Here is a 24,111-nt window from a genome sequence, read left to right as displayed (position 1 = left end):
GTCAGCAAATTGCTTGGGTGTTATATGGTCAAGCCTCACGGGCAATTAGTATTGGTTAGCTCAACGCCTCACAGCGCTTACACACCCAACCTATCAACGTCGTAGTCTTCGACGGCCCTTTAGGGAACTCAAGGTTCCAGTGAGATCTCATCTTGAGGCAAGTTTCCCGCTTAGATGCTTTCAGCGGTTATCTCTTCCGAACATAGCTACCCGGCAATGCCACTGGCGTGACAACCGGAACACCAGAGGTTCGTCCACTCCGGTCCTCTCGTACTAGGAGCAGCCCCTCTCAAATCTCAAACGTCCACGGCAGATAGGGACCGAACTGTCTCACGACGTTCTAAACCCAGCTCGCGTACCACTTTAAATGGCGAACAGCCATACCCTTGGGACCGGCTTCAGCCCCAGGATGTGATGAGCCGACATCGAGGTGCCAAACACCGCCGTCGATATGAACTCTTGGGCGGTATCAGCCTGTTATCCCCGGAGTACCTTTTATCCGTTGAGCGATGGCCCTTCCATACAGAACCACCGGATCACTAAGACCTACTTTCGTACCTGCTCGACGTGTTTGTCTCGCAGTCAAGCGCGCTTTTGCCTTTATACTCTGCGACCGATTTCCGACCGGTCTGAGCGCACCTTCGTACTCCTCCGTTACTCTTTGGGAGGAGACCGCCCCAGTCAAACTACCCACCATACACTGTCCTCGATCCGGATAACGGACCTGAGTTAGAACCTCAAAGTTGCCAGGGTGGTATTTCAAGAATGGCTCCATGAGAACTGGCGTCCCCACTTCAAAGCCTCCCACCTATCCTACACAAGCAAATTCAAAGTCCAGTGCAAAGCTATAGTAAAGGTTCACGGGGTCTTTCCGTCTAGCCGCGGATACACTGCATCTTCACAGCGATTTCAATTTCACTGAGTCTCGGGTGGAGACAGCGCCGCCATCGTTACGCCATTCGTGCAGGTCGGAACTTACCCGACAAGGAATTTCGCTACCTTAGGACCGTTATAGTTACGGCCGCCGTTTACCGGGGCTTCGATCAAGAGCTTCGCTTGCGCTAACCCCATCAATTAACCTTCCGGCACCGGGCAGGCGTCACACCCTATACGTCCACTTTCGTGTTTGCAGAGTGCTGTGTTTTTAATAAACAGTCGCAGCGGCCTGGTATCTTCGACCGACATGGGCTTACGGAGCAAGTCCTTCACCCTCGTCGGCGCACCTTCTCCCGAAGTTACGGTGCCATTTTGCCTAGTTCCTTCACCCGAGTTCTCTCAAGCGCCTTGGTATTCTCTACCCGACCACCTGTGTCGGTTTGGGGTACGGTTCCCAGTTATCTGAAGCTTAGGAGCTTTTCTTGGAAGCATGGCATCAACCACTTCGTCGCCTAAAGGCAACTCGTCATCAGCTCTCGGCCTTAAGATCCCGGATTTGCCTAAGATCTCAGCCTACCACCTTAAACTTGGACAACCAACGCCAAGCTGGCCTAGCCTTCTCCGTCCCTCCATCGCAATAACTGGAAGTACAGGAATATTAACCTGTTTTCCATCGACTACGCTTTTCAGCCTCGCCTTAGGGACCGACTAACCCTGCGTCGATTAACGTTGCGCAGGAAACCTTGGTCTTTCGGCGTGGGAGTTTTTCACTCCCATTGTCGTTACTCATGTCAGCATTCGCACTTCTGATACCTCCAGCAAGCTTCTCAACTCACCTTCACAGGCTTACAGAACGCTCCTCTACCGCGTCATCAAAGATGACACCCGTAGCTTCGGTGCATGGTTTGAGCCCCGTTACATCTTCCGCGCAGGCCGACTCGACTAGTGAGCTATTACGCTTTCTTTAAAGGATGGCTGCTTCTAAGCCAACCTCCTAGCTGTCTAAGCCTTCCCACATCGTTTCCCACTTAACCATGACTTTGGGACCTTAGCTGACGGTCTGGGTTGTTTCCCTTTTCACGACGGACGTTAGCACCCGCCGTGTGTCTCCCATGCTCGGCACTTCCAGGTATTCGGAGTTTGCATCGGTTTGGTAAGTCGGGATGACCCCCTAGCCGAAACAGTGCTCTACCCCCTGGAGTGATACATGAGGCGCTACCTAAATAGCTTTCGAGGAGAACCAGCTATCTCCGAGCTTGATTAGCCTTTCACTCCGATCCACAGGTCATCCGCTAACTTTTCAACGGTAGTCGGTTCGGTCCTCCAGTCAGTGTTACCTAACCTTCAACCTGCCCATGGATAGATCGCCCGGTTTCGGGTCTATACCCAGCGACTAAACGCCCTATTAAGACTCGCTTTCGCTACGCCTCCCCTATTCGGTTAAGCTTGCCACTGAATATAAGTCGCTGACCCATTATACAAAAGGTACGCAGTCACCTAACAAAGTAGGCTCCCACTGCTTGTACGCATACGGTTTCAGGTTCTATTTCACTCCCCTCTCCGGGGTTCTTTTCGCCTTTCCCTCACGGTACTGGTTCACTATCGGTCAGTCAGTAGTATTTAGCCTTGGAGGATGGTCCCCCCATGTTCAGACAAAGTTTCTCGTGCTCCGTCCTACTCGATTTCATTGATAAGAGATTTTCGTGTACGGGGCTATCACCCACTATGGCCGCACTTTCCAGAGCGTTCCACTAATCTCAAATCAACTTAAGGGCTGGTCCCCGTTCGCTCGCCACTACTAAGGGAATCTCGGTTGATTTCTTTTCCTCAGGGTACTTAGATGTTTCAGTTCCCCTGGTTCGCCTCTTGCACCTATGTATTCAGTACAAGATAACCAGCTTATGCTGGCTGGGTTCCCCCATTCAGAGATCTCTGGATCACAGTCTGTTTGCCGACTCCCCAAAGCTTATCGCAGGCTACCACGTCTTTCATCGCCTCTGACTGCCAAGGCATCCACCGTATGCGCTTCTTCACTTGACCATATAACCCCAAGCAATCTGGTTATACTGTGAAGACGACATTCGCCGAAAATTCGCATGTTGCTCAATTAAGAGCAGAACTCACAAATTTTACCTTAGCCTGACATCACACCAGTGAAAGTGCGTGTCAGTCTATCTATCACATATCCGAATTTTTAAAGAACGATCTGACAAAAGTCAGAAATCAACATTCGATCTGAATGTTCATTTCTAAGTTCTGAGCAGCTGTACAACCTGAAAGAGTGGTGGAGCCAAGCGGGATCGAACCGCTGACCTCCTGCGTGCAAGGCAGGCGCTCTCCCAGCTGAGCTATGGCCCCGTGTGTTCTAGGCCGCACCAAGTAATTGGTAGGTCTGGGCAGATTTGAACTGCCGACCTCACCCTTATCAGGGGTGCGCTCTAACCAACTGAGCTACAGACCTATAACAGGGTCGCGTTACAGCATCGTCTTTATACAAAGAATCAAGCAATTCGTGTGGGAGCTCATCAGTAGGCTGATGTCGTCGATTAAGGAGGTGATCCAGCCGCAGGTTCCCCTACGGCTACCTTGTTACGACTTCACCCCAGTCATGAATCACACCGTGGTAACCGTCCTCCCGAAGGTTAGACTAGCTACTTCTGGTGCAACCCACTCCCATGGTGTGACGGGCGGTGTGTACAAGGCCCGGGAACGTATTCACCGCGACATTCTGATTCGCGATTACTAGCGATTCCGACTTCACGCAGTCGAGTTGCAGACTGCGATCCGGACTACGATCGGTTTTGTGAGATTAGCTCCACCTCGCGGCTTGGCAACCCTCTGTACCGACCATTGTAGCACGTGTGTAGCCCAGGCCGTAAGGGCCATGATGACTTGACGTCATCCCCACCTTCCTCCGGTTTGTCACCGGCAGTCTCCTTAGAGTGCCCACCATAACGTGCTGGTAACTAAGGACAAGGGTTGCGCTCGTTACGGGACTTAACCCAACATCTCACGACACGAGCTGACGACAGCCATGCAGCACCTGTGTCAGAGTTCCCGAAGGCACCAATCCATCTCTGGAAAGTTCTCTGCATGTCAAGGCCTGGTAAGGTTCTTCGCGTTGCTTCGAATTAAACCACATGCTCCACCGCTTGTGCGGGCCCCCGTCAATTCATTTGAGTTTTAACCTTGCGGCCGTACTCCCCAGGCGGTCAACTTAATGCGTTAGCTGCGCCACTAAAATCTCAAGGATTCCAACGGCTAGTTGACATCGTTTACGGCGTGGACTACCAGGGTATCTAATCCTGTTTGCTCCCCACGCTTTCGCACCTCAGTGTCAGTATCAGTCCAGGTGGTCGCCTTCGCCACTGGTGTTCCTTCCTATATCTACGCATTTCACCGCTACACAGGAAATTCCACCACCCTCTACCGTACTCTAGCTCGCCAGTTTTGGATGCAGTTCCCAGGTTGAGCCCGGGGCTTTCACATCCAACTTAACGAACCACCTACGCGCGCTTTACGCCCAGTAATTCCGATTAACGCTTGCACCCTCTGTATTACCGCGGCTGCTGGCACAGAGTTAGCCGGTGCTTATTCTGTCGGTAACGTCAAAACAGCAAGGTATTAGCTTACTGCCCTTCCTCCCAACTTAAAGTGCTTTACAATCCGAAGACCTTCTTCACACACGCGGCATGGCTGGATCAGGCTTTCGCCCATTGTCCAATATTCCCCACTGCTGCCTCCCGTAGGAGTCTGGACCGTGTCTCAGTTCCAGTGTGACTGATCATCCTCTCAGACCAGTTACGGATCGTCGCCTTGGTGAGCCATTACCTCACCAACTAGCTAATCCGACCTAGGCTCATCTGATAGCGCAAGGCCCGAAGGTCCCCTGCTTTCTCCCGTAGGACGTATGCGGTATTAGCGCTCCTTTCGAAACGTTGTCCCCCACTACCAGGCAGATTCCTAGGCATTACTCACCCGTCCGCCGCTGAATCAAGGAGCAAGCTCCCGTCATCCGCTCGACTTGCATGTGTTAGGCCTGCCGCCAGCGTTCAATCTGAGCCATGATCAAACTCTTCAGTTCAATACTGCTTGGGTTTTTAAGAAACCCTAAACTTGGCTCAGCAATCTCAAATGACTATGTGATTTCTCGCATGGTCACTTGTGATGCTGATAATCTTTGTGACTATCAGTCCGTACTCACAAGCACCCACACGAATTGCTTGATTCGATTTGTTAAAGAGCGTTTGGCTAAGAGCGTTTCGTCTCAACCGAGGCGCGCATTCTACGCTTTCCTCATTTGCTGTCAAGCGTTTATTTTGAAGTTTTTTGCGAGAAACTCGTTTAGCTTCAAACACTTGACTCGCTGCGATCTCTCGTAGCGGGAGGCGAATAATACAGCGTTTTAAAACGCTGTCAACCTTCTTGCCAACCGCCACCGACTTCGAGATCGAAGCCCTTCCGATACTACCTGAAAATTTAACTCTTTGATTAACAAAGCGTTTCTTTTTCGACCACGTCGGAAGAGGTGCGCATTATAAGGGGATTCGAAGGCCCGTCAACCCCCCCTGTCGCAGAAACCCACACCCCCCCTCATATAGAAGCAATGCTTGCGGCCCGACCGATCAATTGCGCACTATAGTGCACATCACCCCTCTCCCAGGATCGCAACACAGCAATGAACACCCAATCCCGCAGTCTGGCCGCCACCCTTTTCCCGATAGGCCTGCTGCTTATTGCCATGGCATCGATTCAATCTGGCGCCTCGCTTGCCAAGAGCATGTTTCCGATCATCGGCGCACAAGGCACTACCACACTGCGGCTGGTTTTTGCGTCCGTGATCATGCTGCTCATCCTGCGCCCCTGGCGAGCACGCATTACCGCCACCACGCTGCGCAATGTGATCATCTATGGCATGGCGCTGGGTGGCATGAACTTCCTCTTCTATATGTCCCTGCAAACCGTCCCTCTGGGCATCGCCGTAGCACTGGAATTCACCGGCCCCCTGGCCGTGGCGCTGTTCGGCTCACGTCGAGCCATCGACTTCCTGTGGGTTGGCCTGGCCACTCTAGGGTTAGTGCTACTGATCCCTGCCGGCCATGGCGGCCAGTCGCTGGACCTTGTGGGTGCCGCCTACGCTCTGGGAGCTGGCGTGTGCTGGGCGCTCTATATTCTGTTCGGCCAACGTGCCGGCGCCGAGCACGGTATCCAAGGGGCTGCGCTGGGTGTAGTGGTCGCCGCCATCTTCGTGGCGCCTATCGGTATCGTCCACGCCGGCAGCGCCCTGCTGACACCTGCCGTGATCCCGCTAGCCCTGGGTGTCGCCATCCTGTCGACCGCCCTGCCCTATAGCCTGGAAATGATCGCACTCACGAAAATGCCAGCGCGCACCTTTGGCACCTTGATGAGCATCGAGCCTGCGGTCGCCGCGATGTCAGGGCTGGTGTTCCTGGGCGAGGTCCTGACATTCACTCAGTGGCTGGCCATCGCGGCGATCATTACCGCTTCGGTGGGTGCCACACTGTCGATGCGCAGGGAAGCGAATCCTCCTGTCGCCGCCGACTGATATGAGAAATATTTTCATTTGAGACAGGATTAACCATTGTGGGCGCCCGCCGTGCTGATTAAGCTGTCACAGAATCATCATGTTTACGCTATCTACTGAGCCGAACACGGACGCTGGGGACATTTCAGGAAGAATTGACGCAATTACGACAGGGCGACACCTGACAAGCCCTGCACAGTAAGGACAGGAATGAAACGTATTTTGGTCATCCTGGCCATCTTCGCTATTGCTGGATGTGCCGCCACAGCCAAGACTGAGGTCAAGAGAGGGAAGAAGGGCCTGCATATCAACTGCTCGGGGCTCTCCTCTTCATGGGACAACTGCTACAGCAAGGCCGCAAACTCGTGCAGCAAGCGAGGCTACAAAGTCATCGCGCGGTCCGGGGATACCGATGAAGAACCCGGGGATTACCTGTTCGGCATCAATCCCGCCGGCTATACCAGCCGCAGCATGATCGTCATCTGTAAATAAGGAAGGGCAGCCCAAGTGCTGCCCTTTTTCGGTCGTGCAGAGGCTCACGTCACAACGGAGTTGTTCGCGCCTCCAGCCAAGTCAGTGCGTCACCCTGCAACAGCGGCGCGAGGCGCTCACGAACGATTAGGTGATAGCCATTCAACCATTCGCGTTCCTCCTCGGTTAGCGACTCCGGGACAAGGCAACGTGTGTCGATCGGGCACAACGTCAAGGTCTCGAAAGACAGGAAGTCGCCGAACACACTCTTGCCCGCCTCACGGGTTGCCACCAAATTCTCGATTCGCACCCCCCAAGCACCCGGCCGGTAGGTGCCTGGCTCGATCGAACTGATCATCCCTGCCTGCATCGCAGTCTGCGGAGCCGCCGCCGCTTGGTAGGCAATCACCTGCGGACCTTCATGCACGTTCATGAAGTAGCCCACGCCATGCCCGGTACCATGGCCATAGTCGACCTGGTCAGCCCAGATCGGTGCACGCGCAATGGCATCAAGCAGCGGCGACAGGATGCCCCGTGGAAAGGTGGCGCGGGACAGCGCGATCATCCCCTTGAGCACACGCGTGCAGTCCTTTTTCTGTTCAAGACTCGGGGTACCCACAGGAACCATCCGGGTGATGTCGGTGGTGCCGCCAAGGTACTGCCCTCCGGAGTCTATCAACAGCAGGCCATCGCCCTCGATGACCGCATGGGACGCTTCGGTCGCGCGGTAATGCGGCATGGCACCGTTACCATTGAAGGCGGCAATGGTCGAGAAACTCAGCGAAACGAAGCCTGGACGACGTCGACGCGCAGCGCTCAATTTCTCATCGACAGTCAGCTCGGTTATCACCTCTTGGCCCTGCTGCGCCTCGAACCAGGCGAAGAATTCGCACAAGGCCGCTCCATCCTGCTCCATGACCTGCCGAATATGCCGCAGTTCCTCATCGCTCTTGCGCGATTTGCTAAGCGTCGTCGGGTTCAAACCTTCGATCAGTTGCACCCCTGCGTCCAGGTTATTCAACAGGCCGCAGGTCACGCGCGCCGGATCGACCAGCAGCCGGCTGCCGTGTGGCAGTCGCTTCAATGCCTCGTGGACCGCGCTGTAATCACGTACTTCGATGCCATCCACTTCAAGCACATGACGCAAATGCTCATCGAGCTTGCTGACCTCCACGAACAGAATTGCCTGGTCCTTGCCGATAAGTGCAAAGGCAACGAAGACCGGGTTGTATGAAACATCGCTTCCGCGCAAGTTGAACAGCCAGGCAATGTCATCCAAGGTCGCGATGAAATGCCAGTCTGCTCCCTTCTCCTGCAAGGCACCACGCAACTGGGCAAGTTTCTCGGCCCGGCTGACCGTGGCATAAGGAGGCAGGTGCTGATAGACCGGGTTGAAGGGCAGTTGCGGGCGCCCCTCCCAGACCTCTTCCAGCAGATCCTTGTCAGTGACAAGCCGCGCTTCGCGGGCTTTTAGCCGATCTTGAAGCTGTCGCGACGAAGCCAGAGCCATGACCGCCCCATCCACGGCCACCGTGCCATCGAACGGAACATGTTCTCCCAACCATTCCAGCGCCCCAGGCTTGCCCGGCATCAGCTTCATCAGTTCGATGCCGCTTCCGGCCAGCTCTTTCTCGGCCTGCTCCCAATAACGGCTGTCGACCCATACCCCTGCAAAGCCTGCAGTCACCACCAAGGTGCCCACCGAGCCGTCAAAACCCGACAGCCAACGGCGCCCCTGCCAATAACCGGGCAAGTACTCGGACAAATGGGGGTCGGCCGAAGGCACCAGCAGGGCATCGACACCCTCCCGCGCCATGACTTCGCGCACGCGCGCCAGGCGCTCCGGCACACTTTGCTCAATCGTGGTCTGAACGTTCATGCGCACTCCTGCGGACACATCTTGGTTATTCCAGGATGAGGATAATGGAACAGCAGCCACGGTGTCGCAATCGTGGCGTCGACTCACGGCATGCAATGCCCATGACGCCCTGTAGGAACGAGACACTTCCTACGATCGAGCGGGACCACCGATCAGTTCCGGCTGAACTTACCGCAAGCCACAGCTTCACAAACTCTATATTCATCGCGCTCAGGCGGAAGCACATGGCACGTGTCACCGAGAAAACCGCCGTGGTACTGCTCGACACCCGCGAGCACACCCCGGAACACGAACACAGCGTGCATCTGAAACTGGCCCAGGGCCTGGCCCAACTGCTGGGGTGCGAGACGGTCCTGTCCGACCTGCCACCGTCGCAACACGAGCAGTGCTACTACCTGCCTACCGAAACGCTGATCGACCCGCAACGGTACACGGCGCTGGGCATTCACAGCGCGCGTGACCTGTTTGGCGGTTTGGTCAGCCATCCCTACATGGCGACGAAGGCAATCTCCCATCCACTGCCGGCAAATGCCAGCTTCCCGCCCGGCTGGACCGACGACTTTGCCCGACAAGCCAGCGATGCGCTGCTGTGCGGCTACACCGTATTCAGCAAGTCCGATGCCCGCCGCGCAGCCCAGTTGTTGCTGCGCGACGGGCCAGTGCGGATCAAACCCGTCCTGTCGCGCGCCGGGCGTGGCCAGAAAGCCATCAGCGAACTGGATGGACTGGAACCGCTATTGGCCAGCATGGACGACAAGGATCTGGCACTTTGGGGTCTGGTGCTTGAGGAAGACCTGAGCGACATACAGACCTTCAGTGTCGGCCAGGTACAGGTCGCAGGCCACACCTGCAGCTATCACGGTACCCAGCAGTTGACCCGTGATCACCAAGGGGAAGAGGTCTACGGCGGCTCAGAACTGGTCGTGGTACGTGGTGATTACCACGCCTTGCTGCAACTGCCCCTGGAAGACCATGTGCGCCTGGCGATCCGCCAGGCCATGATTTACGAGGAAGCCGCAGAGCAGCACTTTCCCGGTTTCATCGCATCGCGGCGCAACTATGACATCGCACGCGGGAGCAATGGCCAAGGCCGCCTGCGCAGCGGCGTGCTCGAGCAATCGTGGCGCGTCGGCGGCGCCAGCAGTGCAGAACTCCTGGCACTGCAGGCTTTCGCCGACGACCCGGCACTGCAGCAGGTCTGCGCCTCGACCCACGAAGTTTTCGGGCAACTTGAACTACCCACTGACGCCACCCTCTTCTACCAAGGAAACGACAGTGAACTCGGACAACTCAGCAAATTCGCACGGATTCGCCACTATGAGTATTCAGAGTGAATCCGTTGATCTGCAGGTCGAGGGCGACAGCATAGCCGGCACTCTTGTCAGCCCCGGCAACAAGATGCCAGGCATTCTGTTCGTCCACGGCTGGGGCGGTAGCCAGCAACGAGACCTGGCCCGCGCCAGGCAGATTACGGGACTTGGCTGCGTGTGCATGACCTTCGACCTGCGTGGCCACGAAAAGACCGCTAGCCAACGCCTGACCGTCACGCGCGAGCAGAACCTCCAAGACCTACTGGTGGCCTACGACCGCCTGGCCGGCCACCCGGCCGTCGATAGTAACGCTATCGCCATCATCGGAAGCAGCTACGGAGGCTACCTGGCAACCCTGCTGACCTTGCAGCGGCCCGTAAAATGGTTGGCCTTGCGCGTACCGGCAATGTACTGGGACGAGGATTGGCATAGCCCCAAGCAAACCCTCGACCGCCAGCGCCTCAACGCCTACCGCCAGCGCCCGCTTGGCCCGGACGACAACCGCGCCCTGGCGGCCTGTGCAGCGTTTCGCGGCGACGTGTTACTGGTCGAATCAGAGCAGGATGACTATGTCCCTCATACGACGATGATGAGTTATCGCTCAGCGTTCGTCAGCGCTCACTCGCTCACCCACCGCATTGTCGATGGAGCCGATCACGCGCTTTCCAGCGAGGAGAACCAAAAAGCCTACAGCTCGATCCTGACGGCGTGGATCAGCGAAATGGTGATCGGTGCACGCCTCGACCGCTACCCGCATTATGCCCCGTGGTATGCCTGACCCTCACCGATCTGGCAGTGCAGGTCTCCATCGGCGTCGCGTACCAGGCTGCACAATGCCTGGTACGCGGCAAAGTTGACCCCCCGGGCCCGGTGTAGGCTCAACAGGTCGAAGAACGGCTCCTCGGCAAAGCACTCTGCAGCCGCTGCCCAGGCTTGGCGGGACTGCCATTGCAGACACTGCAGCACCCGACTGCCATCGTCGCTGGTCTGGATGCTGACCCCTTGCAAGTCTTTGCAACGCACAGCCAACTCTTCGCTGCGCACGACCAGCGCCTGGGCCAACGCTGCCTGATGCGAGGCGGGCACTTGGTATTCGATCATCTGAGTGAACCACAGGGTTTGCGGTGTGGCTGTCATCAGCAGTCTCCTTGTCGAGGGCACTTGCTACAAGATGTTCGGCAGGGTAAAACCTCCAGTTAACTCAAGGTCAAGAGCTTTTTTAGCATGCCAAGCAAGCCCCCTATCGCCGCTGACAAGCTGCTCAGTGTTGGCCAACTGGCGGCACGCAGCGGTGTCGCGGTGACGGCCCTGCACTTCTACGAGACCAAAGGGCTGATCCAGAGCACCCGCAACGCCGGGAACCAGCGCCGCTACTTGAGGGCGATGTTGCGTCGAGTCGCGGTGATCAAGATGGCCCAGCGCCTGGGCATACCTTTAGCCGAAATTGCCGAGGCCCTTGCCGAGCTGCCCAGCGACCACACCCCCACCGCCGAGGACTGGCGGCACCTCTCCGCACGCTGGCGCCAGGACTTGAATCGGCGGATCGACGAAATGATCAGGTTGCGCGACCAGCTCGATGGCTGCATCGGCTGCGGCTGCATGTCGTTGAAGGATTGCCCCTTGCGCAACCGTCAGGATCATCTGGCAGAAGAAGGCCCAGGGCCGCATCTGCCCTGATCAAGGCAACACGAATCTTCGCCGGTACTCGCTGGGCGTCAGGCCAGTGACTCGCTGAAACACCTTACGAAAGGCGCCCGGATCCTGGTAGCCCACGCCCCAGGCAATCTGCTCAACCGTACGCCGGGTGAATTCCAGCATCCGGCAGGCCTGCCCAACTCTCACTTGCTGGCAATATTCGGTCGGCCTGAGCCCCGTGGCGGCACGAAACCGCCGCAGAAACGTGCGCGCCTCAAGCCCGGCGCAGGCGGCCATGCTTGCCAGGTCGGCGTCGTGGGCTGCTCCGGCCTGGAGCCAGTGCTGAACCCTGAGCACAGCTTCGTCACCATGATCCAGGCTCGGGCTGAACAGCGCCCCCGGCATTGGCGTGGAAACCGGCTCGACCGACAGGTAGCGTGCCGTCTCGCACGCCACCGAGGCGCCAAGATAACGCTCAAGCAGACGCAGCCCCAGCTCAGTCCAGGCCATCAAGCCGGCTGACGTCATGATGTCGCCGTCGTCCAGCAGCGGCTGATTGGCCTCCACACGCACCTTGGGGAAACGCTGGGCCAAGGTATGCGCGTAGTTCCAGTGGGTACTGGCCGCACGCCCGTCGAGCAGCCCGCTGGCGGCAATGAAGAACACCCCGATGCACACCGACGCCAATACCGTACCCCGGTCATGCCAGTGACACAGTGGCAAGCGGTGACGCTCCAGTACCTCAGGCACTGGCATCGACTCCAGACTCGGCGGAATGATCAGCACCCGCAGCCCATGCCCCTCGCGCCCCGGCTCATCGGCAATACAGCGCAATTGCCCGGTCTCGTCCAACTGCCAATGGCTGACACGCACGCGTGGCAGGTCGTCAGCCCCCAACTCGGCCGCCACACGGTTGGCAACGGTGAACAGGTCATCGAGGCCATGCACCGCCGCACGCTGTGCGCCAGGATAGATCAGCAGGCCGATCTCCAGGCTGCCAGGGTTGTCAGTTTTTGCCGCCATAGTGTCGTTCGCGCCAATCCTCAGGTCAGTGCGTACAGCCTATAACTATGGCCTGACAACGACTACTGCCACAGGAGGCAACATGAGCAAGCACGCCCTGATCATCATCGATATCCAGAACGACTACTTCCCCGGCGGCAAGTGGCCCCTCGACGGTGTCGAAGCCGCTGCCGACAACGCTGCACGACTGCTCGCCGCCGCCCGTGCGCGACGCGATCTGGTGGTGCATGTTCGCCACGAGTTCGAAAGCGCTGATGCACCGTTCTTCACCCCTGGCTCGACCGGTGCGCACTTTCACAAGAAAGTCGCCCCCCTGGACGGTGAGCCAGAGGTGCTCAAGCACAAGGTCAACGCGTTCCTCGACACCTCGCTCAAGCGCACCCTGGATCAACACGGTGTAAAAAGTCTGACCATCGTCGGCAGCATGAGTCACATGTGCATCGACGCCGCTACTCGTGCCGCCGCCGACTATGGCTACGCAGTCACGGTGGCGCACGATGCCTGCGCGACGCTGCCACTGGAGTTCGATGGCAAGCAGGTTCCAGCGGTCGATGTGCATGCCTCGGCCATGGCCGCACTGGCATTCGCCTATGCCAAGGTGTTGAAGACCGACGACTTGCTGGGGCAGTGAAACCGGACCATACCTACGGTCAGATCACTACATTACGCACGAACCGCGTGGGCACGTTTCCATCATTGCGGTAGGCGTACCGACAGTTGCTGGGAAACACATGGAACTGGCCGACCTGCAAGCAGTGCTCGGCCCCTTCGATGATCAGGGTCAGTTGCCCTTCAGCCACGTAGATCTGCTCGCTCCACCCTTCTGCGTCGGCTTCGCTGACGTAGCACTCCCCCGGCGCGAGGGTCCACTCCCAGATCTCGACCTCTCGTCGGGCCGCACTGCTGGCCAGCAGCACGGCCTTGCTCTGCGGGTGCTCACCGGCCCAGGCCAGCTCTTCGATGCGGCTTGGGTCGCGGTGGTCAGGCGCTTGGATCAACGTGCTGAACGCCACGCCCAGCGCCTCGGCGATCAAGTCGAGGGTGGTCAGGCTGACGTTCTTTTCCCCGGCCTCTATCGCCACGAGCATGCGCCTGCTAACCCCGGAGCGCTCCGCCAGGGCACTTTGGCTGAGCCCCAGGCCGTTACGCAAGCGACGGACGTTTTGGCTCACGTGTTGAAGCACCGATGAACGGTGCGCGGAATCTTTGTGCACTATATTGCTCACTGGAAGAGGTTGCGCAGTATACTGCCCACTTTGCGGCGATTGTGCGCCGCCCCCTCCGAGTGCGCAAGACCATGAACCAGCCAGACACCGCCCCAAAGACGTCGTTATCTTTACGCCTGAGCAAGGCCGAACTGGTCCTGGTGTTCATCACCATGCTCTGGGGTGGCACCTTCCTGCTGGTCCATAACGTGATGACCGTCAGTGGCCCGATGTTCTTCGTCGGCCTGCGTTTTGCCGCCGCCGCCCTGTTCGTCGGCCTGGTATCGGCGCGCGCACTGTCGGGCCTGACTTTCACCGAGCTGAAGGCCGGCATGCTGATCGGTGTATCCATCATGCTCGGCTACGGCCTGCAGACCATGGGTCTGCAAACCATCAGCAGCAGCCAGTCGGCATTCATCACCGCACTTTACGTACCCTTCGTCCCGTTGCTGCAATGGCTGGTGCTCGGGCGTCGACCTGGCCTGATGCCGAGCATCGGCATCTGCCTGGCCTTCGTCGGCCTGATGCTGCTGGCCGGCCCGGAAGGCGGCGCCCTGCATTTCAGTGAAGGGGAACTGGTCACCTTGGTCAGCGCCGTGGCCATCGCTGGCGAGATCATCCTGATCAGCCGCTATGCCGGCCAGGTCGATGTGCGCCGGGTGACCGTGGTGCAGTTGGCCACCGCTTCGTTGCTGTCGTTTCTGATGATCGTTCCGACCCAGGAGCGCATTCCCGACTTTTCCGGGTTGCTGCTGGCCAGCGCCTTGGGACTGGGCGCGATGAGCGCGGTCATTCAAGTGGCCATGAACTGGGCCCAGCAATCGGTATCGCCGACCCGCGCCACCTTGATCTACGCGGGCGAGCCGGTCTGGGCCGGGATCGTCGGGCGCATCGCTGGCGAACGTCTGCCGGGCGTGGCGCTGATCGGCGGCGCTCTGATCGTATTGGCCGTGATCGTCAGCGAGTTGAAGGTCCGCCGCGGTGACGCGGCCGACCACGCCTCGGATGAAACCCTTCAGCACGAACGTGAAGGCAGCCGGTAAAGCGCGTAACAGCAACTATGCTTTGTAAAAAACTGTTATAAAAAAACAGCTTGTCACACCGGTTTTGTACGATTCTGCGACAGCTTGCGTGTTGGTGATCAACTGCTCGGCACGTATGATCCTTGGCAAACCTCTCCAGAATAGAACGCTATGTCATTGATAGTGCTATTGCTTCTGCCGTTCGTGGGCAGTTGCCTGGCAGCCGTGCTGCCGCACAATGCACGTAACGCCGAGTCCATCCTTGCCGGGCTCGTAGCCTTGGTCGGTACCGTCCAGGTAGCACTGTTGTACCCGCAAGTCGCCCATGGCGGGGTAATTCGCGAAGAACTGCTATGGCTGCCAAGCCTGGGCATGAACCTGGTGCTGCGCATGGATGGCTTTGCCTGGCTGTTCTCGCTGCTGGTGCTGGGCATCGGCACCCTGGTGTCGCTGTACGCCCGGTACTACATGTCGCCACAAGACCCGGTACCGCGCTTCTTCGCCTTCTTCCTGGCATTCATGGGCGCCATGCTCGGTTTGGTGATTTCCGGCAACCTCATCCAGCTGGTGTTCTTCTGGGAGCTGACCAGCCTGTTTTCGTTCCTGCTGATCGGCTACTGGCACCACCGCGCCGATGCTCGCCGGGGGGCCTACATGGCGCTGATGGTCACCGGCGCCGGCGGGCTGTGCCTGTTGGTCGGCGCGCTGCTGCTCGGCCATGTGGTCGGCAGCTATGACCTGGACAAGGTGCTGGCCGCTGGCGAGACCATTCGCCAGCACGCGCTCTACCCGGTGTTGCTGCCACTGATCCTGATCGGCGCCCTGAGCAAGAGTGCGCAGTTCCCCTTCCAGTTCTGGCTACCCCACGCCATGGCTGCGCCCACGCCCGTGTCGGCATACCTGCACTCGGCAACCATGGTCAAGGCCGGGGTGTTCCTGCTGGCCCGTCTGTGGCCGGTACTCTCAGGCAGCGAAGAGTGGTTCTGGATCGTCGGCGGTGCCGGCGCGCTGACCCTGCTGCTTGGCGCCTTCGCCGCGATGTTCCAGAACGACCTCAAGGGCCTGCTGGCGTACTCGACCATCAGCCACCTCGGGCTCATTACCCTGCTGCTGGGCCTTAACAGCCCGTTGGCTGCCGTGGCGGCGGTGTTCCACATTCTCAACCACGCCACCTTCAAGGCGTCATTGTTCATGGCCGCCGGCATCATCGACCATGAAAGCGGCACCCGCGACATTCGCCGCCTCAGCGGCCTGATCCGCCTGGTCCCCTACACCGCCACGCTGGCCATGGTCGCCAGCGCCTCGATGGCCGGCGTACCGCTGATGAACGGTTTCCTGTCCAAAGAGATGTTCTTCGCCGAGACGGTGTTCATCTCCTCTACCGCCTGGGTCGAAGCCGCATTACCGGTGATTGCCACGCTGGCGGGCACCTTCAGCGTGGCCTACGCCCTGCGTTTCACCGTCGATGTGTTCTTCGGCCCAACTGCGCAGGACTTGCCGCACACCCCGCATGAACCGCCGCGCTGGATGCGTGCCCCCGTGGAACTGCTGGTGCTCACCTGCCTGGTGGTGGGCATTTTCCCAGCCCAGTCGGTCGGCCCATTGCTGGCGGCGGCTGCACTGCCGGTGGTAGGTGGAACCTTGCCCGAGTACAGCCTGGCCATCTGGCACGGCTGGAATGCCCCGTTGATCATGAGCCTGATCGCCATGAGCGGGGGCATCGTGTTGTACCTGCTGCTGCGCAACCAATTGCGTCGCGGTCGTTTCCCTTACCCACCACTGATCGAACGGTTCAACGGCAAACGCTTGTTCGAACACGGCCAGGTGCGACTGATGCTGCTGGCGCGGCGCATCGAACGGCTGTTGACGTCCCGCCGCCTGCAGGCGCAACTGTTCATGCTGGTGCTGGCAGCCTTCCTGGCCGGGCTCACGCCAATGCTTTACAGCGGCCTGAGCTGGGGTGACCGTCCGAAGATCCCGGGTTCTGGCGTGTTCGTCGCCCTGTGGCTGATCGCCATCGCCTGCGCCATCGGGGCCGCCTACCAGGCCAAATACCACCGGTTGGCGGCGTTGATCATGGTCAGCGTCTGCGGTCTGATGACCTGCATAACATTCGTCTGGTTCTCGGCACCGGACCTGGCACTGACCCAGCTGGTGGTCGAAGTGGTCACCACCGTGCTGATACTGCTCGGCCTGCGCTGGCTGCCGCGCCGTATCGAGGGCGTCTCGCCGCTGCCCGGCAGCCAGGAGCGTGCGCGTCTGCGGCGTCTGCGCGACCTGCTGCTGGCGGTGCTGGTCGGCGCGGGCATGGCGGCGTTGTCATATGCCATGCTGACCCGGCCGACCCCCAACGACATTTCATCGTTCTACCTCAGCCGCGCCCTGCCACAGGGCGGCGGGACCAATGTGGTCAACGTGATGCTGGTCGACTTCCGCGGCTTCGATACCCTGGGGGAAATCACCGTGCTGGTCGCCGTGGCCCTGACCGTGTTCGCCCTGCTGCGCCGCTTCCGCCCGCCCAAGGAAAGCATGCAGCTGCCTGCACAACAACGGTTGCTGGCACCAGACGTGGTCACCGACCTGATCAACCCGCGTCATGCCGCCGATACCGCACTGGGCTTCATGATGGTGCCAGCCGTATTGGTGCGCTTGTTGCTGCCGATCGCCCTGCTGGTGTCGATGTACCTGTTCATGCGTGGCCACAACCAGCCAGGCGGCGGTTTTGTCGCCGGTCTGGTGATGTCTGTGGCGTTCATCCTCCAGTACATGGTTGCCGGGACCCAGTGGGTCGAAGCCCAGATGAGCCTGCGCCCGCTGCGCTGGATGGGTACCGGCCTGCTCTGCGCCACCCTGACCGGGGTCGGCGCAATGTTGCTGGGTTACCCTTTCCTGACCACCCATACCGCTCACCTGCACCTGCCCGTGCTGGGTGACGTGCACGTGGCCAGCGCCTTGTTCTTCGATGTCGGCGTGTACACCGTCGTGGTTGGTTCGACCTTGTTGATCCTCACCGCCCTGGCGCACCAATCGGTCCGCGCCTACCGCCCGGCCAACCCGTCGAAATCCAGCCAAGCAGGAGCCGCCTGATGGAAGAAGTCATTGCAATCGCCATCGGTGTGTTGGCCGCCTCTGGAGTGTGGCTGATCCTGCGTCCTCGCACCTATCAGGTGATCATGGGCCTGTGCCTGCTGTCCTACGGCGTAAACCTGTTCATTTTCAGCATGGGTAGCCTGTTCATCGGCAAGGAGCCAATCATCAAGGACGGCGTCACCCAGGACCTTCTGCACTACACCGACCCACTCCCCCAGGCCTTGGTACTCACTGCCATCGTCATCAGTTTCGCCATGACCGCGCTGTTCCTGGTGGTGCTGCTGGCCTCCCGTGGCCTGACCGGCACCGACCATGTCGATGGCCGGGAGCGTGAAGAATGACTGGAGCGAGCCAACTGATCGTCGCGCCCATCCTGCTGCCATTGCTCACGGCAGCAGTGATGCTGTTGCTGGGCGAGAAACATCGCCAGCTCAAGGCCCGCCTGAACCTGCTGTCCAGCATCAGCGGCCTGGCCATCGCCATCTACCTGTTGCTGTGGGTGCGCACCCAAGGTCAGGCGGAGTCCATTGGTGTCTACCTGCCTGGAAACTGGTCGGCACCGTTCGGCATCGTGCTGGTTGTCGACCACCTGTCTGCCCTGTTGCTGACCCTGACCGGGGTCATTGCTGTGAGCGCCCTGATGTTCGCCCGTGCCCGTTGGGACAGTGCCGGCGCCAGCTTCCATGCGCTGTTCCAGATCCAACTGATGGGCCTGTACGGGGCGTTCCTGACCGCCGACCTGTTCAACCTGTTCGTATTCTTCGAGGTGCTGCTGGCAGCTTCCTACGGTCTGTTGTTGCACGGCTCGGGCCGGGCACGGGTCAGGGCTGGCCTGCACTACATCGCCATCAACCTGTTCGCTTCGTCGTTGTTCCTGGTGGGCGCGGCGATGCTCTATGGCGTAACCGGCACACTGAACATGGCCGATCTGGCCCTGAAGATACCGCTGGTGCCCGAAGCCGACCGTGGCCTGCTGCATGCTGGCGCCGCGATTCTGGCCATGGCGTTTCTGGTCAAGGCCGGCATCTGGCCACTGAATTTCTGGCTGGTACCCGCCTATGCCTCAGCCAGTGCTCCGGTGGCGGCGCTGTTCGCCATCATGACCAAGGTCGGGCTGTACGCGGTGCTGCGCCTTTGGACCTTGCTGTTCTCCGGCCAGGCCGGGGCCTCGGCGCACTTCGGTGGCCAGTGGCTGGTCTATGGTGGCCTGGTGACGCTAGCGGTGGCGGCAGTGTCGATTCTTGCTGCGCAACGCCTGGAGCGGCTGGCTGCCCTGAGCATCCTGGTCTCCGCTGGTACGCTGCTGGGCGCGATCGGTTTCGCCCAGCCGGCCCTGATCGGCGCTGCGCTGTTTTACTTGGTCAGCTCGACCTTGGCCCTATGCGCACTGTTCCTGCTTGCAGAACTGGTCGAGCGTTCGCGCTCGGCCAACGAACTGCCCCTGGATGAAGAGGAAGATGCCATTCCGCCGCCGCTGGAGTCGCTGCACCCTCCAAAAGGCATCAACCTCGACGATGAACAAAAGGCCGTGATCGGCCAGATCATCCCATGGACCATGGCCTTCCTGGGCCTTAGCTTCATCGCTTGCGCACTGCTGATCATTGGCATGCCGCCGCTATCGGGCTTCATTGGCAAACTCAACCTGATCAGCGCCCTGTTCAATCCACAAGGGCTTGGCACTCCGAGCGAACAACCGCTGAGCGCGGCGGGCTGGGGGCTGGTGGCACTGCTGGTGCTGTCTGGCATGGCTTCTCTGATCGCCTTCTGCCGCGTCGGTATCCAGCGCTTCTGGAAGCCCGAGGAACGTCCTTCACCGGTACTGCGCCGCTTCGAATACCTGCCGATCGTCATCCTGCTTGGCCTGTGCATCATCCTGAGCTTCAGGGCCGAGCCTGTGCTGCGCTATACCCAGGACACCGCTGCCAGCTTGCAAGCACCCGATGCGTACATAGAAGCCGTGATGGCCGCACGCCCGATACCGGGCCCCACCACGCTCGACGGGCAGGTGCAACCATGAGCCGACTATTCCCTGCCCCGCTGCTGTCCCTGTCGCTGTTCGTGCTGTGGCTGCTGCTCAACTTATCGGTGAGCGCCGGCAACCTGCTGCTTGGCGCAGCCCTCGGCATGCTGGCGCCTTTGCTCATGGCCCCTCTGCGGCCTCAGCATGCCCATGTGCGACGGCCGCTGGTCATCGCCAGGCTGATCTTCCGGGTAGGTATCGATGTGATCGTGTCCAACCTGTTGGTCGCACGCGGCGTGTTGCGCGCAGGCAAGCGACCACCCCGCTCGGCATTCGTGCACATTCCGCTGGATCTGCGTGATGCCCATGGCCTGGCGGCGTTGTCGATGATCACCACGGTCGTGCCTGGCACCGTCTGGTCAGAACTGGCCCTGGACCGCAGTGTGTTATTGCTGCATGTGTTCGACCTTGAAGACGAACACGCCTTCATCGAACACTTCAAGCACACCTACGAACGCCCGTTGATGGAGATATTCGAATGACAGGCCTGCTTGCCAATGCAGTCCTCGCCAGCCTGTTCATCTTTGCGTTGGCCATGGCCCTGGCGCTGATCCGGCTGTTTCGTGGCCCGTCCGCCCAGGACCGGGTCCTGGCGCTGGACTACCTGTACATCCTGGCGATGCTGATGATGCTGGTGCTCGGCATTCGCTATGCCAGCGATACTTACTTCGAGGGCGCCTTGCTGATCGCGTTGTTCGGCTTCGTCGGCTCGTTTGCCCTGGCCAAGTTCCTGCTGCGCGGCGAGGTGATCGAATGACGGACACCCTGGACTTGCCTCTGTGGCTTGAGCTTGTCACCGCCGCACTGCTGCTGACCAGCAGCCTGTTCGCCCTGGTGGGAGCCTTGGGCTTGTTGCGCCTGAAGGACTATTTTCAGCGTATGCACCCACCGGCACTGGCTTCCACTATCGGCGCCTGGTGCGTCTCTCTGGCCTCGATCCTTTATTTCTCGTGGCTCAAGGAGGGCCCGGTACTGCACGCCTGGCTGATTCCGATCCTGCTGTCGATCACGGTACCGGTAACCACACTGCTGCTGGCCAGGGCCGCGCTGTTTCGCAAACGGATGTCGAAGGAAGCGGTGCCTGAGGAAATCAGCAGCCACAAAAATCACGACCACTGAGCAGCCGCCTTTCTACCCCTCGCTCAGACGCTGCAATTCACGCCGCACCATCGCGGCATAGGGTGCTGGGCTCAGCTGATAGAGCTGGCCCGCTACCCAGGCCAACCAGGCACCCTGCATCCGCTCCCTCTGTGCCAACAGATGCTCGGCCTGCGCGGTGGCTTGCGCCTGATACCGCAGATGAAACTCGGCCCGGCTCTGGGGCGTAACGGCGCTTTCACTCATTCACTGGCCTTGAAGGTGGTCAACTCACCCTTACGCCATTTCGCAACCTTGCCGGTCACGGCCTTGAGCAATTTGCCCAGCCCTTCCTGAACTTGTTGCTGGGCGGCGAACACCAGCATCACGCCGTGGCCTTCGCGAAACACGATGCCTTCACCTTCAGGGACGGAAACGAACGCATAGTCACCTACGCCATAGACATTGAGCTTGATGTCACGAAAGCGCATCTCCAGCTTGCCGCCTTCGCGACTGGGCAATACCGCAGCCCGGAAGTGGTCACCCACCTTCAACTCCAAACGTTGCTTGTCGTCGACGACCAACGCACTGTCGGTGTCGATTTCAGCCATGTACAAACCTTCGGGGCTTTGCTCGGTGACATAGACAAAACGCCCCTGAAACAGTTTGACGAGCCTTGCGCGCAAGTCGCCCAAGGCAAACAGAGCGTGGGTATCAAGAGTACTGACTGCCAATGAAGTGATCCTCAAACCGTTTACATCCGCACTCACTCTTCGTGCAAGAGGCGCGGCCAATTCATGTCGATAGACAAAGATTAATAACGCAATACACGAGATGTCTGTGCCTGCAGACGCTGCTGCATGCAGGAATCGTTACTCTGACTTGCCAGATCTGGCCTAAGTGCAGGCTTTCGGCATATTCCCCTCGGGGAAGCGTAAAGTCTGACAGCAAAAATGCCAGAAAAGATGCGACAGATTGCGACAGGCCCCTCGGCAGAATGGGCGCTGGAATCTATCGGTGCATTACGTAGGCGGAAATATGCACGAAAACACCAAAATCCGTCGAGAGAAAAAGAGGTTTTTTCTTACGCCGCTGGGCGCAATATCCTACTTAGGCGGCTCGCCCCTTATCCAATTGCTGTAACCATGCCACCTGGCACTCGACCGCTTCGGCACGGCTGGCGAAGGCAGTGCCCCGGCGTTCGCCGTTGACCAGTACCACCCAGCACACCCGCCGCCCCTGCGCCTGCAACATTGCAGGTACGCCAGAGCCAATCATCACGGCTACATCGACTCGGCTATTCATCATTCCCTCCGGAATTTAATTAGCAACCTAACGATGAGCCCATGATACGCCTGCCAAGGTGCCGGAAAAAGCGCGCTTCAGCACAGCTGTATTGCGCCGATGGCAACAAATCTGTCGCAAACGACAGTCACGCAAAAAGCCCCAGGGATCGCTCCGTGGGGCTTGGTCAGACGCGTCGACTCAGATCTGGCGCTGGTGACGGTCGAGCTGCTCGTGACGCTCTTGAGCTTCGATGCAGTATTTGGTGGTCGGACTGATCAGCAGGCGCTGCAAGCCGATAGGCTCACCGCTGTCGTCGCACCAGCCGAAGCTTTCGTCAGCGATACGGCCCAGGGCCATTTCCAGCTGCGGCAGCAGGCGCTGGTCACGCTCGATGGCATTGACCAGCCAGTGGCGCTCTTCTTCGACCGAGGCCACATCGGCTGGATCCGAAGGGGTATCCAGGCTTTCGATGGTGGCGCGGCTCAGCTCGATGCGTTCATGGGTTTCGACTTTCATCGCCTGCAGCAAGGCAGTGAAGAATGCCAGCTGTTCAGCGTTCATGTAGTCATCGGCCGACATGGCCAGCAACTGTTCCTTGGTCATCGATTTCTCTATGAAAAATGTGCATTGGGCGATTCGGGTGCCGCCAGCGCCTTGGCGCGGGCAGCGGAATTCTTCAAGCGCCAACCGGCACTCTTTTACAGGGGGCGGCAGTCTAAGGCGCCACGTCGCCCGGAGCAACTGCAATCACAAGGGAATTTGACCGAAATGGCCTGGATTCCGCCCATCGGCAGATCCAGGCAGGGCCGACCCACGACCTTTGCCGGTCGTGGGCGGCCAGGGGAAGAGGCGCGAAAACCTGCCGTGGCGCCCAGGCCACGACAGGGTTGTACTCAACGGTCCTTGAACTGTGCTTCGCGCTTGCCGATGAAGGCCGCCATGCCTTCCTTCTGGTCTTCGGTGGCGAACGCAGCGTGGAACACGCGACGTTCGAAGCGAACACCTTCGCTGAGGGTGACTTCGAAGGCCCGGTTGACGCTTTCCTTGACCATCATGCTCACCGGGATCGATTTGCTGGCGATGGTCGCAGCCACCTTCAGTGCCTCTTCCAGCAGCTCGGCCTGTGGCACCACGCGGGCCACCAAACCTGCGCGCTCGGCCTCCTCGGCGCCCATCAGGCGGCCGGTCAGGCACAGCTCCATGGCCTTGGCCTTGCCCACTGCACGGGTCAGACGCTGGGTGCCGCCCATGCCCGGCAGTACGCCCAGGTTGATTTCCGGTTGACCGAACTTGGCGTTGTCGGCGGCCAGGATGAAGTCGCACATCATCGCCAACTCGCAGCCCCCGCCCAAGGCAAAGCCAGAAACAGCCGCGATGATCGGCTTGCGTCGATTGGCAATGCGGTCGGCATCGCTGAACAGGTCGTCGACATAGATCTGCGGGTACTGGAGCTCGGCCATTTCCTTGATATCAGCGCCGGCGGCGAAGGCCTTGGCGGAGCCGGTCAGGACCACACAGCCAATGTTGGGGTCACGTTCGAGCTGGTCCAGCGCCTGGTTGATCTCAGCCACGATCTGCGCGTTCAGCGCATTGAGCGCCTGGGGGCGGTTGAGGGTGATCAGGCCGACCTTGCCGTGGATGTCCAACAGGATGGTTTCGAATGCCATGCAG

The 24,111-nt window shown here is 59.3% G+C and carries 22 protein-coding genes, 2 tRNA genes and 2 rRNA genes; 13 read left to right on the top strand and 13 right to left on the bottom strand.

Going from position 1 to position 24,111, the window contains the following annotated elements:
• Nucleotides 1–24 precede the first annotated feature (24 nt).
• The 4 genes from P3R38_RS08930 to P3R38_RS08915 all read right to left on the bottom strand — a co-directional run bounded on the left by P3R38_RS08930 (nt 25) and on the right by P3R38_RS08915 (nt 4,960).
• Nucleotides 25–2,916: ribosomal RNA gene (locus tag P3R38_RS08930) — 23S ribosomal RNA — on the bottom strand.
• Nucleotides 2,917–3,158: 242 nt separating this feature from the next.
• Nucleotides 3,159–3,234: transfer RNA gene (locus tag P3R38_RS08925), tRNA-Ala, on the bottom strand.
• A gap of 26 nt (nt 3,235–3,260) precedes the next feature.
• Nucleotides 3,261–3,337: transfer RNA gene (locus tag P3R38_RS08920), tRNA-Ile, on the bottom strand.
• An 86-nt stretch (nt 3,338–3,423) separates the two neighbouring features.
• Nucleotides 3,424–4,960: ribosomal RNA gene (locus P3R38_RS08915) — 16S ribosomal RNA — on the bottom strand.
• The 16S and 23S rRNA genes sit together here with 2 tRNA genes alongside, the layout of an rRNA operon.
• 594 nt (nt 4,961–5,554) lie before the next feature.
• Here P3R38_RS08915 and rhtA point away from each other — a divergent pair.
• Both rhtA and P3R38_RS08905 read left to right on the top strand, forming a co-directional pair.
• Nucleotides 5,555–6,442 (top strand): threonine/homoserine exporter RhtA, encoded by an 888-nt coding sequence (gene rhtA / locus P3R38_RS08910; protein WP_023379780.1) that lies wholly within the window; start codon nt 5,555–5,557, stop codon nt 6,440–6,442.
• Nucleotides 6,443–6,631: 189 nt separating this feature from the next.
• Nucleotides 6,632–6,913 (top strand): hypothetical protein, encoded by a 282-nt coding sequence (locus P3R38_RS08905; protein ID WP_023379779.1) that lies wholly within the window; start codon nt 6,632–6,634, stop codon nt 6,911–6,913.
• Between the two features lie 49 nt (nt 6,914–6,962).
• On the opposite strand, the gene P3R38_RS08900 is transcribed toward P3R38_RS08905, so the two are convergent.
• The gene (locus tag P3R38_RS08900) at nt 6,963–8,771 is read right to left on the bottom strand and encodes an aminopeptidase P family protein (RefSeq protein WP_277687006.1); all 1,809 of its coding nucleotides are present in this window, start codon (nt 8,769–8,771) and stop codon (nt 6,963–6,965) included.
• Nucleotides 8,772–8,995: 224 nt separating this feature from the next.
• On the opposite strand from P3R38_RS08900, the gene P3R38_RS08895 reads away from it, so the two are divergent.
• Both P3R38_RS08895 and P3R38_RS08890 read left to right on the top strand, forming a co-directional pair.
• Nucleotides 8,996–10,105, top strand: coding sequence for a DUF3182 family protein (locus tag P3R38_RS08895; RefSeq protein WP_186599154.1), 1,110 nt, complete (start codon nt 8,996–8,998; stop codon nt 10,103–10,105).
• Nucleotides 10,089–10,859: an alpha/beta hydrolase gene (locus P3R38_RS08890; RefSeq protein WP_104881958.1), complete on the top strand. Its 771-nt coding sequence runs from the start codon at nt 10,089–10,091 to the stop codon at nt 10,857–10,859. The genes P3R38_RS08895 and P3R38_RS08890 overlap by 17 nt, the downstream gene beginning before the upstream one ends.
• Here P3R38_RS08890 and P3R38_RS08885 read toward each other — a convergent pair.
• The gene (locus P3R38_RS08885) at nt 10,838–11,218 is read right to left on the bottom strand and encodes a hypothetical protein (RefSeq protein ID WP_027907621.1); all 381 of its coding nucleotides are present in this window, start codon (nt 11,216–11,218) and stop codon (nt 10,838–10,840) included. The two genes, P3R38_RS08890 and P3R38_RS08885, sit on opposite strands and share 22 nt — an antisense overlap.
• Before the next feature lie 87 nt (nt 11,219–11,305).
• Between P3R38_RS08885 and soxR the strand changes: the two genes are divergently transcribed.
• On the top strand, nt 11,306–11,758 hold the full coding sequence (soxR, locus tag P3R38_RS08880; protein ID WP_027907622.1) for a redox-sensitive transcriptional activator SoxR: 453 nt from the start codon (nt 11,306–11,308) through the stop codon (nt 11,756–11,758).
• On the opposite strand, the gene P3R38_RS08875 is transcribed toward soxR, so the two are convergent.
• Nucleotides 11,759–12,739: a helix-turn-helix domain-containing protein gene (locus P3R38_RS08875; RefSeq protein WP_023379773.1), complete on the bottom strand. Its 981-nt coding sequence runs from the start codon at nt 12,737–12,739 to the stop codon at nt 11,759–11,761.
• An 82-nt stretch (nt 12,740–12,821) separates the two neighbouring features.
• On the opposite strand from P3R38_RS08875, the gene P3R38_RS08870 reads away from it, so the two are divergent.
• A complete protein-coding gene (locus P3R38_RS08870; RefSeq protein ID WP_104882678.1) occupies nt 12,822–13,370 on the top strand; it encodes a cysteine hydrolase family protein in 549 nt (182 codons plus the stop codon).
• A gap of 19 nt (nt 13,371–13,389) precedes the next feature.
• Here P3R38_RS08870 and P3R38_RS08865 read toward each other — a convergent pair whose 3' ends face one another.
• Nucleotides 13,390–13,953 (bottom strand): XRE family transcriptional regulator, encoded by a 564-nt coding sequence (locus tag P3R38_RS08865; RefSeq protein ID WP_023379771.1) that lies wholly within the window; start codon nt 13,951–13,953, stop codon nt 13,390–13,392.
• 83 nt (nt 13,954–14,036) lie between these two features.
• Here P3R38_RS08865 and P3R38_RS08860 point away from each other — a divergent pair, with 83 nt between their 5' ends.
• The 7 genes from P3R38_RS08860 (at nt 14,037) to P3R38_RS08830 (ending at nt 21,195) form a co-directional block, all read left to right on the top strand.
• The gene (locus P3R38_RS08860) at nt 14,037–14,987 is read left to right on the top strand and encodes a DMT family transporter (protein WP_023379770.1); all 951 of its coding nucleotides are present in this window, start codon (nt 14,037–14,039) and stop codon (nt 14,985–14,987) included.
• Between the two features lie 150 nt (nt 14,988–15,137).
• Nucleotides 15,138–18,053 carry a monovalent cation/H+ antiporter subunit A gene (locus P3R38_RS08855; RefSeq protein WP_027907624.1) on the top strand — a complete coding sequence of 972 codons (2,916 nt, stop codon included), beginning with the start codon at nt 15,138–15,140 and terminating at the stop codon, nt 18,051–18,053.
• A complete protein-coding gene (locus tag P3R38_RS08850; RefSeq protein ID WP_023379768.1) occupies nt 18,053–18,397 on the top strand; it encodes a Na+/H+ antiporter subunit C in 345 nt (114 codons plus the stop codon). The genes P3R38_RS08855 and P3R38_RS08850 overlap by 1 nt, the downstream gene beginning before the upstream one ends.
• Nucleotides 18,394–20,073, top strand: a complete 1,680-nt coding sequence (locus P3R38_RS08845) for a monovalent cation/H+ antiporter subunit D (protein WP_023379767.1) — start codon at nt 18,394–18,396, stop codon at nt 20,071–20,073. Before P3R38_RS08850 ends, P3R38_RS08845 begins: the two co-directional genes overlap by 4 nt.
• Nucleotides 20,070–20,558 carry a Na+/H+ antiporter subunit E gene (locus P3R38_RS08840; RefSeq protein WP_023379766.1) on the top strand — a complete coding sequence of 163 codons (489 nt, stop codon included), beginning with the start codon at nt 20,070–20,072 and terminating at the stop codon, nt 20,556–20,558. The genes P3R38_RS08845 and P3R38_RS08840 overlap by 4 nt, the downstream gene beginning before the upstream one ends.
• Complete coding sequence (locus P3R38_RS08835) at nt 20,555–20,833, top strand: K+/H+ antiporter subunit F (RefSeq protein WP_023379765.1); 279 nt, start codon at nt 20,555–20,557, stop codon at nt 20,831–20,833. The genes P3R38_RS08840 and P3R38_RS08835 overlap by 4 nt, the downstream gene beginning before the upstream one ends.
• The gene (locus P3R38_RS08830) at nt 20,830–21,195 is read left to right on the top strand and encodes a Na+/H+ antiporter subunit G (RefSeq protein ID WP_023379764.1); all 366 of its coding nucleotides are present in this window, start codon (nt 20,830–20,832) and stop codon (nt 21,193–21,195) included. The genes P3R38_RS08835 and P3R38_RS08830 overlap by 4 nt, the downstream gene beginning before the upstream one ends.
• 12 nt (nt 21,196–21,207) lie before the next feature.
• On the opposite strand, the gene P3R38_RS08825 is transcribed toward P3R38_RS08830, so the two are convergent.
• The 5 genes from P3R38_RS08825 to P3R38_RS08805 form a co-directional block, all read right to left on the bottom strand.
• Nucleotides 21,208–21,420: a hypothetical protein gene (locus P3R38_RS08825; RefSeq protein ID WP_023379763.1), complete on the bottom strand. Its 213-nt coding sequence runs from the start codon at nt 21,418–21,420 to the stop codon at nt 21,208–21,210.
• Nucleotides 21,417–21,887 (bottom strand): hypothetical protein, encoded by a 471-nt coding sequence (locus P3R38_RS08820; protein ID WP_023379762.1) that lies wholly within the window; start codon nt 21,885–21,887, stop codon nt 21,417–21,419. Before P3R38_RS08820 ends, P3R38_RS08825 begins: the two co-directional genes overlap by 4 nt.
• Nucleotides 21,888–22,263: 376 nt before the next feature.
• A complete protein-coding gene (locus P3R38_RS08815; RefSeq protein ID WP_023379761.1) occupies nt 22,264–22,458 on the bottom strand; it encodes a hypothetical protein in 195 nt (64 codons plus the stop codon).
• Nucleotides 22,459–22,638: 180 nt separating this feature from the next.
• The gene (locus P3R38_RS08810; protein ID WP_023379760.1) at nt 22,639–23,043 is read right to left on the bottom strand and encodes a TraR/DksA C4-type zinc finger protein; all 405 of its coding nucleotides are present in this window, start codon (nt 23,041–23,043) and stop codon (nt 22,639–22,641) included.
• Between the two features lie 290 nt (nt 23,044–23,333).
• The gene (locus tag P3R38_RS08805) at nt 23,334–24,107 is read right to left on the bottom strand and encodes an enoyl-CoA hydratase (protein ID WP_023379759.1); all 774 of its coding nucleotides are present in this window, start codon (nt 24,105–24,107) and stop codon (nt 23,334–23,336) included.
• Between the last annotated feature and the right edge of the window lie 4 nt (nt 24,108–24,111).

It is taken from the genome of Pseudomonas sp. NyZ480 (assembly GCF_029537255.1).
Lineage (GTDB): Bacteria > Pseudomonadota > Gammaproteobacteria > Pseudomonadales > Pseudomonadaceae > Aquipseudomonas > Aquipseudomonas taiwanensis.
The sequence above is the reverse complement of the archived record's forward strand: the minus strand, read 5'-3'. Positions and strand labels throughout refer to the sequence as shown.